Annotated in this window: 13 protein-coding genes and 1 tRNA gene; 8 read left to right on the top strand and 6 right to left on the bottom strand. The window is 72.8% G+C overall.

All coding sequences use genetic code 11. The features are described 5' to 3' along the window. Window positions 1-207 precede the first annotated feature (207 nt). On the top strand, window positions 208-576 hold the full coding sequence (locus ACH499_RS18480) for a type II toxin-antitoxin system RelE/ParE family toxin (RefSeq protein ID WP_399016917.1): 369 nt from the start codon (window positions 208-210) through the stop codon (window positions 574-576). Further along, the gene (locus ACH499_RS18475) at window positions 576-899 is read left to right on the top strand and encodes a helix-turn-helix domain-containing protein (protein ID WP_399016915.1); all 324 of its coding nucleotides are present in this window, start codon (window positions 576-578) and stop codon (window positions 897-899) included. The genes ACH499_RS18480 and ACH499_RS18475 overlap by 1 nt, the downstream gene beginning before the upstream one ends. Window positions 900-972: 73 nt before the next feature. Here the strand turns inward: ACH499_RS18475 and ACH499_RS18470 are convergent. From ACH499_RS18470 to ACH499_RS18460, 3 genes are all read right to left on the bottom strand, one after another. Next, window positions 973-1,045 (bottom strand) — tRNA-Arg (locus tag ACH499_RS18470). Between the two features lie 90 nt (window positions 1,046-1,135). After that, the gene (locus tag ACH499_RS18465; RefSeq protein ID WP_399016913.1) at window positions 1,136-2,671 is read right to left on the bottom strand and encodes an IclR family transcriptional regulator C-terminal domain-containing protein; all 1,536 of its coding nucleotides are present in this window, start codon (window positions 2,669-2,671) and stop codon (window positions 1,136-1,138) included. Window positions 2,672-2,955: 284 nt separating this feature from the next. After that, window positions 2,956-4,245 (bottom strand): M6 family metalloprotease domain-containing protein, encoded by a 1,290-nt coding sequence (locus ACH499_RS18460; protein WP_399017193.1) that lies wholly within the window; start codon window positions 4,243-4,245, stop codon window positions 2,956-2,958. A gap of 338 nt (window positions 4,246-4,583) precedes the next feature. Between ACH499_RS18460 and ACH499_RS18455 the strand changes: the two genes are divergently transcribed. Next, a complete protein-coding gene (locus ACH499_RS18455) occupies window positions 4,584-5,234 on the top strand; it encodes a TetR/AcrR family transcriptional regulator (protein ID WP_399016911.1) in 651 nt (216 codons plus the stop codon). Between the two features lie 205 nt (window positions 5,235-5,439). After that, window positions 5,440-6,975, top strand: a complete 1,536-nt coding sequence (locus ACH499_RS18450; RefSeq protein WP_356198687.1) for an MFS transporter — start codon at window positions 5,440-5,442, stop codon at window positions 6,973-6,975. Between the two features lie 167 nt (window positions 6,976-7,142). Here the strand turns inward: ACH499_RS18450 and ACH499_RS18445 are convergent, their stop codons facing one another. After that, a complete protein-coding gene (locus tag ACH499_RS18445) occupies window positions 7,143-7,658 on the bottom strand; it encodes a MarR family transcriptional regulator (protein ID WP_356198686.1) in 516 nt (171 codons plus the stop codon). A 200-nt stretch (window positions 7,659-7,858) separates the two neighbouring features. Here ACH499_RS18445 and ACH499_RS18440 point away from each other — a divergent pair, with 200 nt between their 5' ends. The 3 genes from ACH499_RS18440 (at window position 7,859) to ACH499_RS18430 (ending at window position 11,259) form a co-directional block, all read left to right on the top strand. Next, complete coding sequence (locus tag ACH499_RS18440) at window positions 7,859-8,620, top strand: class III extradiol ring-cleavage dioxygenase (RefSeq protein WP_356198868.1); 762 nt, start codon at window positions 7,859-7,861, stop codon at window positions 8,618-8,620. 438 nt (window positions 8,621-9,058) lie between these two features. Continuing rightward, window positions 9,059-10,057, top strand: coding sequence for a sigma-70 family RNA polymerase sigma factor (locus ACH499_RS18435; RefSeq protein WP_365597078.1), 999 nt, complete (start codon window positions 9,059-9,061; stop codon window positions 10,055-10,057). A 494-nt stretch (window positions 10,058-10,551) separates the two neighbouring features. Continuing rightward, window positions 10,552-11,259, top strand: a complete 708-nt coding sequence (locus ACH499_RS18430; RefSeq protein ID WP_399016908.1) for a TetR/AcrR family transcriptional regulator — start codon at window positions 10,552-10,554, stop codon at window positions 11,257-11,259. Window positions 11,260-11,463: 204 nt separating this feature from the next. On the opposite strand, the gene ACH499_RS18425 is transcribed toward ACH499_RS18430, so the two are convergent. Continuing rightward, a complete protein-coding gene (locus ACH499_RS18425) occupies window positions 11,464-12,435 on the bottom strand; it encodes a YafY family protein (RefSeq protein WP_356198680.1) in 972 nt (323 codons plus the stop codon). A 61-nt stretch (window positions 12,436-12,496) separates the two neighbouring features. Here ACH499_RS18425 and ACH499_RS18420 point away from each other — a divergent pair, with 61 nt between their 5' ends. Continuing rightward, complete coding sequence (locus tag ACH499_RS18420; RefSeq protein WP_399016906.1) at window positions 12,497-14,032, top strand: MFS transporter; 1,536 nt, start codon at window positions 12,497-12,499, stop codon at window positions 14,030-14,032. 94 nt (window positions 14,033-14,126) lie between these two features. Here ACH499_RS18420 and ACH499_RS18415 read toward each other — a convergent pair whose 3' ends face one another. Next, complete coding sequence (locus tag ACH499_RS18415; RefSeq protein WP_399016904.1) at window positions 14,127-14,879, bottom strand: DUF6227 family protein; 753 nt, start codon at window positions 14,877-14,879, stop codon at window positions 14,127-14,129. Window positions 14,880-15,009 lie beyond the last annotated feature (130 nt).

Below are 15,009 nucleotides of genomic sequence, written 5' to 3'. Positions count from 1 at the left end.
CTTACGTTCCCAAGCGACCGGCCCTCACGGTGGCGAAGATCATCGGGGGGGGGCCTCCTGAACTGGCCCTTCTTTCTGCGCCCCGGCAGGATCCAATCTGCGAAACCCGCGGCGGGTTGAGGTGGCAGCGCGGTCGGTCTGGGCAGCGCAGCTCCGAGGTGCGTGGCGGCTTGCGTTATGCATCTGGAGGTATATACCGTTGATTGCATGACGGGGCGGTGGGAGATCGAGATCGAACCCGAGGTGCGGGATTGGCTGGAGCTGCTTCCGTTCCGCCTCTACCGGCGGGTCGAGGACAAGACGGATCGACTGCTGGACGAGCCGACGACCCTCGGTGAGCCGTACTCGCGGCACCTGGGTGGCAAGCTGCGTGAGCTCCGCTTCGAGTTGGACGGCGAAGCCGTACGCATCCCGTACTGGCTCGCGCCAGGACACCGGATCGTGCTGCTGACGGTCTTCCGTAAGACGAGGATGCGTGAAGCGGCGGAAGTCGAGCGCGCGCACCAGGCCCAGAAGGTCTGCGAGGCTGGGCATGGCCATGCCCAGCACACGTACGAGCGGCGCAAGGAGAGCTGATGAATCACAGCACGTGGAGGACGCGCCGGGCTCGGCAGCTTGCGGGTGAGGCGGTGGAGTACGACCAGGAGTACGTCGACGCGCGGCTGGCCGGCGATCTCGGACAGGCGGTCTACAACCGTCGGACGGAGCTCGGCCTGTCCCAGGCGGAGCTGGCAGAGCGGGCCGGGATGACTCAGCCCCAGGTCTCCCGGATGGAGGGCGGCGACACCGTGCCCACCCTCCCGCTGCTGCGGCGCTTGGCCAAGGCCCTGGAGGGCACGCTGCACCTGACCATCGACGAAGGCGACTCGCATGTCACCTTCACACCGCACGCCGCCTGAGCTACTGGAGGGGCGCTGTCGGCCATGAATCCCGAAGGGCACCCACGAGAGTTCGTGGGTGCCCTTCTGGTTGTGCCCCCGGCAGGATTCGAACCTGCGACACCCGCTTTAGGAGAGCGGTGCTCTATCCCCTGAGCTACGAAGGCCGGTAGTGGTGCGCTGCGCCACCGCCGACAGTGTAGCGGGTGGTGATGCGGGCGGTGGGTGGTGCGGCGGTGGGCCGGTCCGGGGTGCCGTCACGTCAAGGGGACCCGGGTGAAGCGGCCCGCCGTGCGGAGGTCTGCCTCGATGTGGGTGGCCGTCGCGCGGAGTTCCGGGAGGATGTCCGTCACGCAGGACTCCGTCGTGCGGCGGGCCGCGTGCATGGCCACGTCGAGGGCCGCCACCGCCCTGCCCGTGCGGTCGCGTACCGGGACGGCGATCGAGCGCAGGCCGGCCTCCAGTTCCTCGTCGACCAGGGCGTAGCCCCGTGCCCGGACCTCCTCGGAGTCCGCCAGGAGGACACGGCCCAGGGACGTCGCGCGGGCAGGGAGGCGTGCGCCGACGGTGACGTGGGCGCTCATCACGCGGCTCGTGGACGCCCGTGCCGTGTACTGGACCTCCTCCCGCGAGTCCGACAGGACGGCCAGGGACGCGGACTCGTTGACCCGGGCCGCCAGCGCCGTCAGGTGGGGCTGGGCGATCTGGGGGAGGGAGAGGCGGGAGAGGGGCGGGAAGCCGAGGGACAGGACCCGGGGCGTGAGGGTGAAGGCGCCGTCGGGCGCCTGCGTCACCAGGCCCGCGTGTTCGTACGTGATCAGGGCCCGGCGTGCCGTCGCCCGCGCGAGGCCCGTCGCCTTGGCGACCTCGGTGAGGGTGAGGGCGGCCCTGCCCTCGCCGAACGCGGTCAGTACGGTCAGACCGCGGGCCAGGGACTCCACGAACTCCCGGCCCAGTTCCTGCTTCGACGCGCCCGTCCAGGTGGCCAGGCCCGCGGGCGCGGGGCCCGGTTCGGGCGGCGGCGCGGCGCGCAGGTCGTCCTCCATCGCGGCCACCGCCGAGCGCAGACGCGGGAGCAGCGCCGTCCGCAGGTCCTCCGCGGTGTGACGGCTGGTGTGGCTGACGACGCTCGCCACGCACGCCACCCGGCCGGTGCCGGGGTCCCTGACCGGTACCGAGACCGCCACCAGGCCCGGTTCGATCAACTGGTCGTCCAGCGCCCAGCCGTCGGCCGCCGCCCGCTCCGTACGGTGCTCGAAGTCCGTGTCCGGGGTGGTGTGTTCGCGCGGGGGTACGGAGGGGAAGGCGCGGTCCGCCGGGTCCGCCGCGCGGCGGGCGCGCCAGTGGCACCAGTCGTCCGGCGTCCACTCGGCCGCGAACAGCGGGCCCGGGGCGGTGCGTTCGGCGGGCAGCAGGTCGCCGATGCGGAAGCTCAGGGACATCGCCCGGCGGCGGGTGGCCTGGTGGATGAAGCGGATGCCGTCCCGGTCGCCGACCGCGAGGGAGACCGACTCGTCCAGCGCGTCGGCGAGGGCGTCGGCCCGGTGGGACAGCAGGGCGGGGAGGCGGAGGGCGGCGAGGTAGGCGTTGCCCAGTTCCATCAGGCGGGGGGCGAGGGTCACGTCGCGGCCGTCCAGGCGGACGTATCCCATCCGGGCGAGGGTGGCGGTGACGCGGTCGACCGTGGAGCGGGCGAGGCCGGTCGCCTTCTCCAGCCCGCTGAGGCTGAGGGTGCCGCCGTCGGCCTCGGTCAGCCGCCTCAGTACGGCGATGCCCCGCAGCAGCGGTCCCACCGCCTCGGACGGAACGGCCCCGGCATCCCCGGCGCCCCCAGCGCATCCGGCGCCCTCGCCGCCTCGACCGTCAGCGGCACCGTCACCGGCACCTCCAGCGCCCCCGGCACCCTCTGAGTCCCCGACGTCTCGACGGCCCTTGGCGCCACCAAGGGCCCCGGCACCCCCGGCGCCGGCCCCCTCGGCGGCATCGTTCATGGTCTCGGCAGGCATCGGCTCTCCGTACGGCGGTCGCGGCAGGCCTACCGTAATGCGGCCCCCGCCCACGGGGAGGGGCCCGCCCCTCACCGGCGGGTGACGCGTATCTGGTGGTCGCCCTTCAGGTCCGCCCCCGACACCTTGATCGTGATGCCCCGGCGCGGGTCCTCGAAGGTCTCGCCGGGGAGGAACGAGGCGTCCGAGAGTTCGGCGTGGACGTTGGGGCTGCGGGTGCAGCCGCCGCTGTCCTCCCGGGAGTCGTACACCTTCACCGGGCCCATCCCCGTGTCCACGTCCGCGTCGACCTTGTAGATCAGCACCCCCTCGCGGCAGACGGCCTCGTCGTTGCCCTCGCGGGTGCGCAGCTCTACGGCGTATCCGGACTTCCCGTCCAGCGGTACGACGACCAGCTTGTCCCCGCCCTTGCGGGCCAGCGGCGTCAGCGTGTACTCGGTCGTGCCCGGCCGCGACGCGCAGTGCACCTGGGAGGGGTCCAGCCAGCCCAGTTTCCACTTGTGCCAGCCGAGCAGGTCGTTGTTGGCGCCCCAGTCCTCGCTCATGATGTCCCAGTGGCCGACCGCGCCCCCGCCCTCCTGGGTGTAGAGGTCGGGCAGGCCGAAGACGTGGCCGTTCTCGTGGGGCAGGACGCGGTAGCCGGTCCTGTCGTAGGTGCCGGAGCCGTCGTCCTGGCGGGAGTAGACGAAGGACGCGTTGGCCACCGGGACTCCGTCGGCGACGGGGGCCTCGGCGTTGCCGGCGAAGGTCACGGACAGGACCGTGTCCAGGGCGGAGGGGCCCGCGTTCGGGGTGACCAGCACGTTCAGCAGGTCGTACGCCTTGAAGTCCACCTTCGCGTCGGCCACCGACACCAGGTCCTCGACCAGTTCCCGGTAGCCGGGGTCGAAGGGGGCGCCGCGCTCTATGCCGTACTCGGCGAAGGACTTGGGCATCCTCAGCCAGTCGCGGACCGGTGTCTCGGGGCGGTAGTCGAGGCGGCCGTAGGAACTGGTGCGGAACCACTCGCGGGTCTGCGGGAAGAACTCGGCGTAGCGGTCCATCGCCGTGCCCTCGCCGGGGGCGTCGGAGAAGTCGACCATGAGGTTGAGGGCGCGGACGGTGCCGGTGGAGCGGGTGTACCCGGCCGCGGTCGGGACGCCCTCCGACATCTGCGTCTCGGAGCCGCCGCTGATCATGCAGGGGCCGTGCGCGGAGGAGCGGGAGAGGACGGCCGGGCCGGGGCCCGCCGTCGAGGGTCCGGGGGCGAGCCGCGAGCCCGCCGAGGTGCTGACCGCGAGGGTCAGGACGGCCACGGTCGCCAGCACGGCCGGCCGGCGCGGGCGTATCCGGCGCCTCGGCGGCTGCGCCAGCGGCTGCATGCAGACCTCCCCGCACCACGGCAGCCGCTGGTCACCGGCTGCGCCCTTGCGCTCACCCTGTGCCGCGGGGTGTGCGGGCGCGCGCTGGAGCGGACCGATCGTGGGTTTCTCGCGGGTAGTTCCCGTACGCCCCCTGAGCAGGGGCTTGAGGTCCGTTCCGAGGGGTACGGCGGGCGGCTCCGCGCATGTGACCCAGCTCACTGGAAAAGGATGCCGATGCGGGAAATAACCGGGGACTGTCTCCCCGTTTACCCCTGTGTCCGAGCGAAACGGGGACTCCTTCCCCGGATCGCGGCTTCACCGGCCGACCGGCCATCCAGTCATCCGAGGAGTACGCCGTGCAGACCGCCACCCCCGTGCAGCGCAAGGCGGGCCGGCCCCGCGCCGACGCCCTGCGCAACCGGGAGCGGATCGTCACCGCCGCCCGGGAGATGTTCGTCGAGCACGGCCCCGACGTGCCGTTCGACGAGGTCGCCCGCCGGGCCGGTGTCGGCAACGCCACGGTGTACCGCAACTTCCCCGACCGTGACGCCCTCGTCCGCGAGGTCGTCTGCTCGGTCATGGACCGCACGGCACGGGCCGCCGAGGTGGCGCTCGCGGAGACCGGCGACGCGTTCGAGGCGCTGGAGCGCTTCGTGCACGCCGCCGCCGAGGAGCGGATCAGCGCCCTGTGCCCGATGGTGTCCAGCACGTTCGACCAGCACCACCCCGACCTGGAGGCCGCGCGCGACCGGGTCGAGGGGCTCGTCGCCGAGGTCATGGCACGGGCGGTGGCGGCCGGGCAGCTCCGTCCCGACGTGGGCGTGGGCGACCTGATGATCGCCGTGGCCCAGCTCAGCCGGCCCCCGGCGGGAACCGGGTGCCTGAGCTCCGACCGGTTCGTCCACCGCCATCTTCAGCTCTTCCTGGACGGGCTGCGGGCTCCCGCCGCCTCCGCCCTGCCGGGGACCGCCGTGACCCTGGAGGACCTGCGCCGCTCCTGCGGCTAGCACCGGGATCACGCGCGACCCGCGACTCGTACCACGCACACCACTGGCCAACTCATAGGACTCACAGGGCTCACAAGGCTCACCGACTCATAAGACGCACGCGACGCGCGTCCGTCCGCACCGCGGCGATCGTGGCCACGGCCGTGGCCGCGTCGCCCCTTTTCTCGCCTTTTTTCCGTCACCACGTCCCGAAGTGGGTATCCCCGTGTCCGAAACAGCCGTCAAGGCTCCCGGCGTCCCGGACGCCGGCCGCTGGAAGGCGCTCGTCTTCATCGCGCTCGCCCAGCTCATGGTCGTCCTCGACTCGACCATCGTGAACATCGCGCTGCCCTCCGCGCAGCAGGACCTCGGCATCTCCGACGGCAACCGGCAGTGGGTCGTCACGGCCTACGCCCTCGCCTTCGGCGGTCTGCTGCTGTTCGGCGGCCGGATAGCCGACCTGTGGGGTCGCAAGCGGACCTTCGTCCTCGGTCTGGCCGGCTTCGCCGCCGCGTCCGCGCTCGGCGGTGCCGCCACCAACGAGGCGATGATGTTCGGCTCGCGTGCCCTCCAGGGCGCCTTCGGCGCGCTGCTCGCGCCCGCCGCGCTCTCGCTGCTCGCGGTGATGTTCACGGACGCCAAGGAGCGCGCCAAGGCGTTCGGCATCTACGGCGCGATCGCCGGTGGCGGTGCCGCCGTCGGTCTGATCCTCGGCGGTTTCCTCACCGAGTACCTGGACTGGCGCTGGACCTTCTTCGTCAACGTCCCGTTCGCGGTCGTCGCCGCCGTCGGCGCGTACCTGGTCATCCGTGAGCCCGAGGGCAGCCGCAACCGCTCCCCGCTCGACGTCCCCGGCGTGATCCTGTCCACCCTGGGCCTGGTCGCGCTCGTGTACGGCTTCACCCGCGCCGAGTCGGCCGGCTGGAGCGACGGTCTGACGATCGGCATGTTTGTCGCCTCGGCCGTGCTGCTGCTCGCCTTCGTGCTGGTCGAGAGCCGGGTCAAGGCCCCGCTGCTGCCGCTGCGCGTGGTCACCGACCGCAGCCGCGGTGGTATCTACCTCTCGCTGGGCCTGGCCGTCATCGGCATGTTCGGCCTGTTTCTGTTCCTGACCTACTACCTGCAGATCGTGAAGGGCTACTCGCCGGTGAAGACCGGCTTCGCCTTCCTGCCCATGGTCGCGGGCATGATCGCCGGCTCCACCCAGATCGGCGCCCGCCTGATGACCCGCGTCGCGCCCCGTCTGCTGATGGGACCCGGCTTCCTGGTCGCCGCCGTCGGCATGCTGCTGCTGACGCAGCTCCAGGTCGACACCTCCTACGCGGCCGTCCTGCTGCCCGGCATGCTGCTGCTCGGCCTCGGCATGGGTACGGCGTTCATGCCGGCCATGTCCCTGGCCACCCAGGGCGTGCAGCCGCGGGACGCCGGTGTGGCCTCCGCGATGGTCAACACCTCGCAGCAGGTGGGCGGCGCCATCGGTACGGCGCTGCTGAACACGATCGCCGCCTCGGCCACCACGTCGTACGTCGCCGACCACATCGGCGGTGCGGGCGGGCGGTCCCAGCAGCAGCTCGTGCAGCTCGAGGGCATGGTGCACGGCTACACCAGCGCCATCTGGTTCGCCGTCGGCATCCTGGTCGCCGCCGGTCTGATCGCCCTGACCTTCGTCAACGCCGGCCGCCCGGGCGGCGCGAGCGTCGCGGGGTCCGGCTCCGGCGCCGGGGCCGAGGACGAACTGCCGGTGCCGGTCGTCGTCCACTGACCCGGCCCGGTCCACGGGCCGGGTCAGCCCGGCACCCCCGGTGTCCGGCCCGGCCCGCACCCCCGGTGATACCCCTCGGGCTCCGAGTACCGCCCGTGCGCGGGGGGAGGGGACGCCCCGTGCGCACGGCTCCCGGCGGACCCGCCCCGGCCGCGCGAGCGTTCGGCTCAGCGCAGCCAGGGCAGGTCCGCGCCCGCCTCGGCGGGCTGAAGTCCCTCGGCGACGATCCGCATGATCTCGCCGAGGGACTTCTGCTGTTCGGGGGTGAGCCGGTCGAAGACGGCCTGGCGGACGGCGTGCACATGCCCCGGCGCCGTCTGCCGCAGCACCTCGTACCCCTCGTCGGTCAGCACGGCGAACTGGCCCCGCTTGTCTGAGGGGCAGTCCTCGCGGCGGACCCAGCCGTTCTTCTCCAGGCGGGCGACCGCGTGCGAGAGGCGGGAGCGGGTGATCTTCGCGTACTTGGCCAGTTCCGTCATCCGCAGGCGCCGCCTCGGGGACTCGGCGAGCTTGACCAGCAGGCCGTAGTACACGTGCGGCATGCCGGCGTCGCGCTGGAGCTGCCGGTCGAGGTGGTCCTCAAGGAGGGTCGCGGCCTCGATGTACGAGCGCCAGACGAACTGCTCCTCGTCGGTGAGCCAGCGGGGCTCGTCGGCGGGGGCCGGGATGGGTGCCGTGGTCATGCAACCCACTCTACGAGATCACTTCTTGAATATTAAACAAAGTCGGCGTACATTCGACGGTGAGAGCTTTAGAGTTCAAGTAATGCTGGGTGGTCCGGTGAGGCCGGGCACCACCTGGCGGATCACGTACCACCTGATGGGGAGTCGCCATGTCCGCCGATGTCACCGTGGCCGCCGACGGTGCCGAAGTCCGAGAGCGCATGCCCGCCCTCTACCTGAGCCACGGCGCCCCGCCCCTCGCCGACGACCCGGTCTGGCCCGGCGAGCTGGCCGCCTGGGCCGCCGGCCTGCCCCGCCCGAAGGCGATCCTCGTCGTCTCCGCCCACTGGGAGGAGGCCCCGCTCGCCCTCGGCGCCACGCGCACCGTGCCGCTCGTCTACGACTTCTGGGGCTTCCCCGAGCACTACTACCGGGTGCGCTACGAGGCCCCCGGCGCCCCCGCGCTCGCCGAGTCCGTGCGCAAGCTGCTGCGCGCTCCCGGCACGCCCGTGCAGGACGTCCCCGACCGCGGCCTCGACCACGGCGCCTACGTCCCCCTCGTGGAGATGTTCCCGGGCGCCGACATCCCGGTCCTCCAGGTCTCCATGCCCACCCTCGACCCGCAGCGGCTGATGGAGATCGGCCGCAGGCTGGCGCCCCTGCGCGACGAGGGCGTGCTGATCGTCGGCTCCGGCTTCTTCACCCACAACCTGGCCGCCCTGCGCCAGGCCGGCGTCCCCGCCTGGTCGTCCGAGTTCGACGACTGGGGCCGGCGCGCGCTGGAGGCCGGTGACGTGGACGCGCTGCTCGACTTCGCCCGCAAGTCCCCGGCGGGCGCCCTCGCCCACCCGCGCACCGAGCACTTCGCCCCGCTGTTCGTGACGATGGGCGCGGCCGACGCGGCCGGCGAGCTGGACCTGGGCAGGTCGGTGATCGAGGGGTTCTGGATGGGGCTGGCCAAGCGGTCGGTGCAGTTCGGCTGACCGCCGTGCGGCATCCGTGGCAACCCCCGGCCGCCGCATGTCGTCCTCAGGGGTGGGAGAGGGTGCCTCTCCCGGCCTGAAGGAGGCGGTGCCGGACGTGACGGGCGTCTCACCGCGCGACGTTCGCGGGGCTCCGCGAGGAGCTCGGGGGCGTCCTCGATCCCCCGCCTGACCTGGACGTCCGTAGGTCACGACGGAGGCGGTGCACCCCGTGCGGCGGGACAGGGTACTGCATGATCAGAAAAATCGGGGGTCGGGTTGGGAATTCTGTCCGGATTCCAGTCGTTGTTTCCATCGGATGCAGGGCACCCGAGGAGAGTCTCAAGAGAGTCCAGGGCCCGGATGAGCCTTCCGGGAGACCGAGACCACAGACAACCCCACACGGTGTCCGACGTCCGCAGGACCGCCCGCTGAACCACTCATCGCAAGGGAGCACGCATGGCAACCCGCGCCGTCGCCCGTCGAAAGTCCGCCACCGGCGAGACGGCCGACAGGGCAACCAGCGTCCGCGCCAACGGCGGCGAGCTCGCCGACCGCGATCTGGTCGGCATGTACCTCGACGAGATCGCGCGGACCCCGCTGCTCGACGCCGCCAAGGAGGTCGAGCTGTCCCAGATCATCGAGGCGGGTGTGTTCGCGCGGCAGGTCCTCGAAGGCTACGAGGAGACCGGGGCGGACGCCACCCGGGAGGAGCTCCAGGCCCTGATCGACGAGAGCGAGCGGGCGAAGGACGTCTTCATCCGCTCCAACCTCCGCCTGGTCGTCGCGGTCGCGCGCCGGTACCCGCGCAGCGGTCTGCCGCTGCTCGACCTGATCCAGGAGGGCAACGCCGGCCTGGTCCGCGCCGTCGAGAAGTTCGACTACCGCAAGGGCTTCAAGTTCTCGACGTACGCGACCTGGTGGATCCGTCAGGCCATCACGCGGTCGATAGCCGACCAGTCGCGCACCATCCGCCTGCCCGTCCACCTGGTGGAGGAGCTGGGCCGGATCCGGCGCGTGCAGCGCGAGTTCAACCGCGAGCACGGCCGTGAGCCGGAGCCCACGGAGATCGCCGCCGAGCTCGGTTCCACGCCGGAGCGCGTCACCGACGTGCTCGACTGGGCCCGCGACCCGGTCTCGCTGAACATGTCGGTGGACGACGAGGGCGAGACCCAGTTCGGCGACCTGCTGGAGGACACCTCCGCGGTGTCGCCCGAGCAGTCCGTGATGACGCTGCTGCGCAGCGAGGAGCTGGACGACCTGATCGGCCGCCTCGACCCGCGCACGGCCTCCATCATCAAGATGCGCTACGGCATCGAGGACGGCCGCGAGCGCACGCTGACCGAGGTCGGCAAGGAGCACGGGCTGACCCGTGAGCGGATCCGGCAGATCGAGAAGCACGCGCTGCTGGAGCTGAAGAAGCTGGCCCGCGACACCGGCTTCGAGGCGGCTGCGTAGGACGACCGCGCCGCCGTCGGCGCACCGCCGTCGCGGGCGCCCCGGCGCACGGTCGGCACCGCGCGAACCGGCGCGCGGCCGCCGCCGGGGGCGTGCGGCCGGCGCGTGATGTGACGGGCGGGGTGGTGGTGTGACACGTGGGGCGTACGCCGGTGGCCGAACCCCGCGCAAACATGGCTGTGTAACGCTGCTTCAAGGGGCGGGGGCCCGGGAACAAGAACTCCGGGCCCGCCGATCCGGGCCCGGCCCTCCGCCGGACCCGCCGCACGAGTGCCGGACCCGCCGCACGAGCGGACTCTCTACCGCCCCCGAGGACCATGTCCCGACGCACATCCCCCCGGCGCCGGGACTTCCCCGAGCCGGGCTCGGTGCCCCTCCCCCCGGGCGCCGCAGCCCGGCTCCCTCCGCGCGGAAGAAGGCGGGTCACCCCGAACCTGAACCCCGGGGTGGCCCGCCGGATGGCAGATTCTGCCACAGCGGCATAGCCTGCAGAAGTGAGCAGTGCCCTTCCCGTCCGCGCTCGGCCACCGATCTCCCTGACCGAGCGGCGCAAGGCCCAGACCCGGATGGACATCGCCCGGGCGGCGGCCGGCCTCTTCGTGCACCAGGGTCTCCGGGCCACCCGCGCCGAGGACATCGCCCGGGCCGCGGGCGTCGCCCCCCGCACCTTCTACCGGTACTTCGCCACGAAGGAGGAGGCCGTCGCACCCCTCTACTCCCTGGGCGCCGAGCGCTGGGTGGACGCGGTGCGCGAGGCCCCGGCCGCGCTGTCCCCGCCGCAGGCCCTGGAACACGCCGTACGGCAGACCCTGACGCCCGGCGCCGGGGTCTGTGCCGCCTCCTGGGAATGGGCCCGGACCCTGATCCGCCTGGCCGGGACCAGCCCGGCCCTGCGGAAGGTGTGGGCGGAGGTCTGCCACACGACCGAGCAGGCACTCGCGGACGCCCTGGCGGTGCGGGGCGCCTCCGGACGGCGAGCGGGTAGCGCCGCGGATTCCGCCGCGGGCTCCGACAACGTTGCCGAACCGCCGCCGCCCGGCCCCCGGTTGCGCTTCGCCGCCGCGACGGCGGGCGCGGCCGTCCGCGTGGCGGTGGAGTTCTGGGCCGCGTCCGCCGAGGAGTCGCCGCAGGCGCTGGAGCTGGCGCTCGACAACCTCCGGGTGCTGAGGGGGTTCGCCTGGGACGAGGCACTGGGCGAGTAGGCGCGGCGGCTCGCGGGCGCGGCGCGGCTCGACGCCGATGAGCCGATGAGGTGGGGGCCGGTTGGCGCCGAAGATGAGATGAGGGCCGGTTGGCGCCCCCGACGACGTTGCGGGCCGGTCGGGGCCGACGAGGTGCCGCCCCGCCCGGCCGCGCCGCCCTCGCTGCCCGCCACCGGCGACGCGGCCGCCCCGTGCGAGGCCCGCTCAGACCTCCCCCGCCGCCCGGCTCAGCCGGTCCGCCAACTCCCTCGCGGTCCGCGCCAGTTCCGGCGGTTCCTGGACCCGGAACTCCACGCCCAGCATCGCCAGCCGTACCGCCGTCCAGTCCACCGCGTCCGACACGGTGGCCCGCAGGACGCACGACGCGCCGTCGTCCACCGGCTCCGGCGTCCCGTACCAACTCGGCAGGCGGGCGGCGACGTGCTCCGCCGGCGCGGCGAAGGCGACCACGATCTCGTACGAGTCGGAGCCCCGCCGCACCGAGCGGCGCAGGTACTCCGCGGCGCTTCCCGTCGGCAGCTCCCGCGGGGCGAACCGCGCGCCCGTCGCGTACGGCTCGCTCACCCGGTCCACCCGGAAGGTCCGCCAGTCCTCGCGGTCGAGGTCGTAGGCGACGAGGTACCAGCGACGGCCGGTGGAGACCAGCCGGTAGGGCTCCGTCAGGCGCCGCGAGGCGGCGCCGTCCTTGGCGCGGTAGGCGAACCTCAGCCGTTCCCGCGCCGCCACCGTCGAGGCCATCACGGTCAGGGTCTCGGGAGCGATGCTCGGTCCGTCCCCGCTGGTCAGCGGCGTCGTCGCGGCCTGGAGGGTGGCCACGCGGTGCCGCAGCCGGGACGGCAGCACCTGCTCCAGCTTGGCCAGCGCCCGCACCGACGCCTCGTCCACGCCCTCCAGCGCGTGGCCCGCGCCGGCGCGCAGCCCCACCGCGATCGCCACCGCCTCCTCGTCGTCGAGCACGAGCGGGGGCATCGCCTTGCCCGACACCAGCCGGTACCCGCCGTCGGCGCCCATGGTCGCCTGCACGGGGTAGCCCAGTTCACGCAGCCGGTCGATGTCGCGCCGCACCGTGCGACGGGAGACGCCGAGCCGCTCGGCGAGCTCGCCGCCGGGCCATTCGCGGGGCGTCTGGAGGAGGGAGAGGAGCGTCAGGAGCCGGGCCGGGGTGTCCGTCGTCATGGGTCGAGGATGCCGCAGATCTAGGACATGATCTGTCCTACTGGGTTCCTAGTGTGCTCGTATGACCTTCACGCACACCCCGGACACGCCCACGGCCCGGCCCGCCCCCGACGAGGGCGGTGACCGCCGGCGCTGGTTCGCCCTCGCCATCGTGATGACGGCGGCGTTCATGGACCTCGTCGACGTCACGATCGTCAACATCGCGGTCCCGTCGATCCGGCGGGACGAGGGCGCCTCCTTCAGCCAGATCCAGTGGATCACCGCCGGGTACGCCCTCGCCTTCGCCGCCGGCCTGATCACCGGCGGGCGGCTCGGCGACATCCACGGCCGCAAGCGGCTGTTCCTCGTGGGCATCGGCGGGTTCACGGTCGCGTCCGCGCTGTGCGGATTCGCCGTGAACCCGGAGATGCTGGTCGCCTCCCGCGTCCTCCAGGGCGCCATGGCCGCGCTGATGGTGCCGCAGGTGCTGTCGATCGTGCACGCGACCTTCCCGGCACACGAACGCGGCAAGGTGTTCGGGCTGTTCGGCGCGATCGTCGGCCTGGGAGCCGTCTCCGGCCCGCTGCTGGGCGCCCTGCTCACCGAGTGGAACCTCTTCGGGCTGGAATGGCGCCCCATCTTCCTCATCAACCTGCCGGTGGGCATCGCCGGACTGATCCTCGGCAGCCGCTTCATCACCGAGTCCAAGGCCCCGCGCGCCCTCAAGCTGGACCTGGTGGGCGTCGCGCTGGTCACCCTCGGCCTGCTGATGCTGATCTACCCCCTCACCCGGGGCCGCGAGCTGGGCTGGCCGCTGTGGGGCCACGTCTCGATGGGCGGCGCGCTCGTGGTCCTCGCGCTGCTGGTGGCGTACGAGCGGCGCAAGAGCGCTCGGGACGGGTCCCCGCTGGTCGAACTGTCGCTGTTCAAGGTGAAGAGCTTCGCGGCGGGCATCGCCGTCCAGACGGTCTTCGGCGTCGGACTCGGCGTCTTCTTCCTGGTGTGGACGCTCTACATGCAGGAGGGCCTGGGGTGGACCCCGCTGCGGGCCGGCCTGACGGGCGTGCCGTTCTCCCTCGCGGTGTCGACGGCGGCGGGCATCTCGGTGCAGAAGCTGGTCCCGCGCTTCGGGCGCAAGGTGCTCCAGGCGGGCGCGCTGGTGATGGCGGCCGGGGTGCTGCTCTACATCTGGGAGGCCGAGCGGTACGGCCTCGCCATCACGCCCTGGCAGATGGTCCCGCCCCTCGCCGTCATGGGCGTGGGCATGGGCCTGATCGTCGCCCCGCTGACGGACGCGGTGCTGTCCCAGGTGCCGCGTGAGCACGCCGGTGCGGCCTCCGGGCTCATCAACACCGTGCAGCAGATGGGCAACGCGCTCGGTCTCGGCCTGGTGTCGGTGGTCTTCTTCGGTGTGGTGGACGACCACGTGGCCGGGGCCGGCCTCGGCGCCGCCTACGCCGAGGGGTTCCAGAACGCGCTGGGCTGGGTCGCCGCGGTGCTGGGCCTCATCTTCCTGCTGATGTTCGCGCTGCCCCGGCGCCCGGCCCAGCACCTGGAAGGCGCCGCCGAGCCGGAGACGGCCGCGGCGGAGCGGGAGAAGGAGCCCACGCCGGCCTGACGGCGACGGTGAGCGGGAGGCGGGAACGCGGGACGTGAGGACGGGACGCGGCCGCGCGGGCGGGCCCGCGCGGGGCCGGTGGCTGCGCGACGGCTCAGGAGACCTGCGTCGCCCGCCGCTCCATGGCCCCGCGGGCCGCGTCCTCGCTCTCGTACACCTCGCACATGTGCCGTCCGTCGGGCGTGGCCGTGTGCTCGACCTCCCACAGGGAGATTTCGGCGCCGTCGCGCAGCAGGAAGGCGTGCTCGTACAGCGAGAAGCCGATCCCGGCGCGGCACGAACGGCCGGGGCCGCCGAAGGCCTGCGTGATCTGGTGCGCGGTCGCCGTGGCCAGCAGGGCGGCGGTCTCCGCGCCGGGCCGGTCCGCGTTCTCCGCGCGGCGCAGCAGCCGGCGGGCGTGGTCCGCGGAACCCCCCTGCGCGTAGACGTGGCGCGGGGCGGGGATCGGCGACAACTGCACCGGTACCGGCACCGGCAGCTCGAACTCCGGTGTGTCCGGCGGCAGCGCCAGCCGGGCCGTGGCGGCGCGCAGCTCCTCCTCGTCGACGTACACCTCGTGCTGCGCCTCGCCGCCCGGAGCGGTGTTGTGGACCAGCTCCCAGAGCGTGAGCGCCGAGCCGTCGGCGAGCAGCCACGTGTGCCGGTACGTCTCGCGGTGCAGGCCCGCACTGTGGTGCGCGGAGTGCAGGGAACCGTCGTGCGCCAGCGCGCAGTCCAGTCGGCGTATGGTCTCGTCGGGCAGTTCGAACGAGTTCAGGGCACGGCCGAGCAGTCGCATGAGGTGCTCCTCCGGAGACTCGGGCGACTCGGGTGGTTCGTACGCTGTCGTCTCGTACGGAACGCTCAAGGTTTCTCCCGGCGTTGCTGCATGTCACCTAGTGGGTGCATACCGTAGCCCCTCGGCCGGACGTCGTGTCCGGGAACCGAGAAAACGTACGAACGAAAAACGCGCCGGCCGCGCGAGGAGTTCCCGCGCG

This window comes from Streptomyces sp. NPDC018947 (assembly GCF_044390505.1).
Lineage (GTDB): Bacteria > Actinomycetota > Actinomycetes > Streptomycetales > Streptomycetaceae > Streptomyces.
The sequence above is the reverse complement of the archived record's forward strand: the minus strand, read 5'-3'. Positions and strand labels throughout refer to the sequence as shown.

Coding starts and splice junctions, on each gene's coding strand:
- ACH499_RS18480 (WP_399016917.1), top strand. CDS start 208: ATGACGGGGCGGTGGGAGATCGAGATCGAACCCGAGGTGCGGGATTGG.
- ACH499_RS18475 (WP_399016915.1), top strand. CDS start 576: ATGAATCACAGCACGTGGAGGACGCGCCGGGCTCGGCAGCTTGCGGGT.
- ACH499_RS18460 (WP_399017193.1), bottom strand. CDS start 4,245: ATGCAGCCGCTGGCGCAGCCGCCGAGGCGCCGGATACGCCCGCGCCGG.
- ACH499_RS18445 (WP_356198686.1), bottom strand. CDS start 7,658: ATGACCACGGCACCCATCCCGGCCCCCGCCGACGAGCCCCGCTGGCTC.
- ACH499_RS18440 (WP_356198868.1), top strand. CDS start 7,859: ATGCCCGCCCTCTACCTGAGCCACGGCGCCCCGCCCCTCGCCGACGAC.
- ACH499_RS18435 (WP_365597078.1), top strand. CDS start 9,059: ATGGCAACCCGCGCCGTCGCCCGTCGAAAGTCCGCCACCGGCGAGACG.
- ACH499_RS18425 (WP_356198680.1), bottom strand. CDS start 12,435: ATGACGACGGACACCCCGGCCCGGCTCCTGACGCTCCTCTCCCTCCTC.
- ACH499_RS18420 (WP_399016906.1), top strand. CDS start 12,497: ATGACCTTCACGCACACCCCGGACACGCCCACGGCCCGGCCCGCCCCC.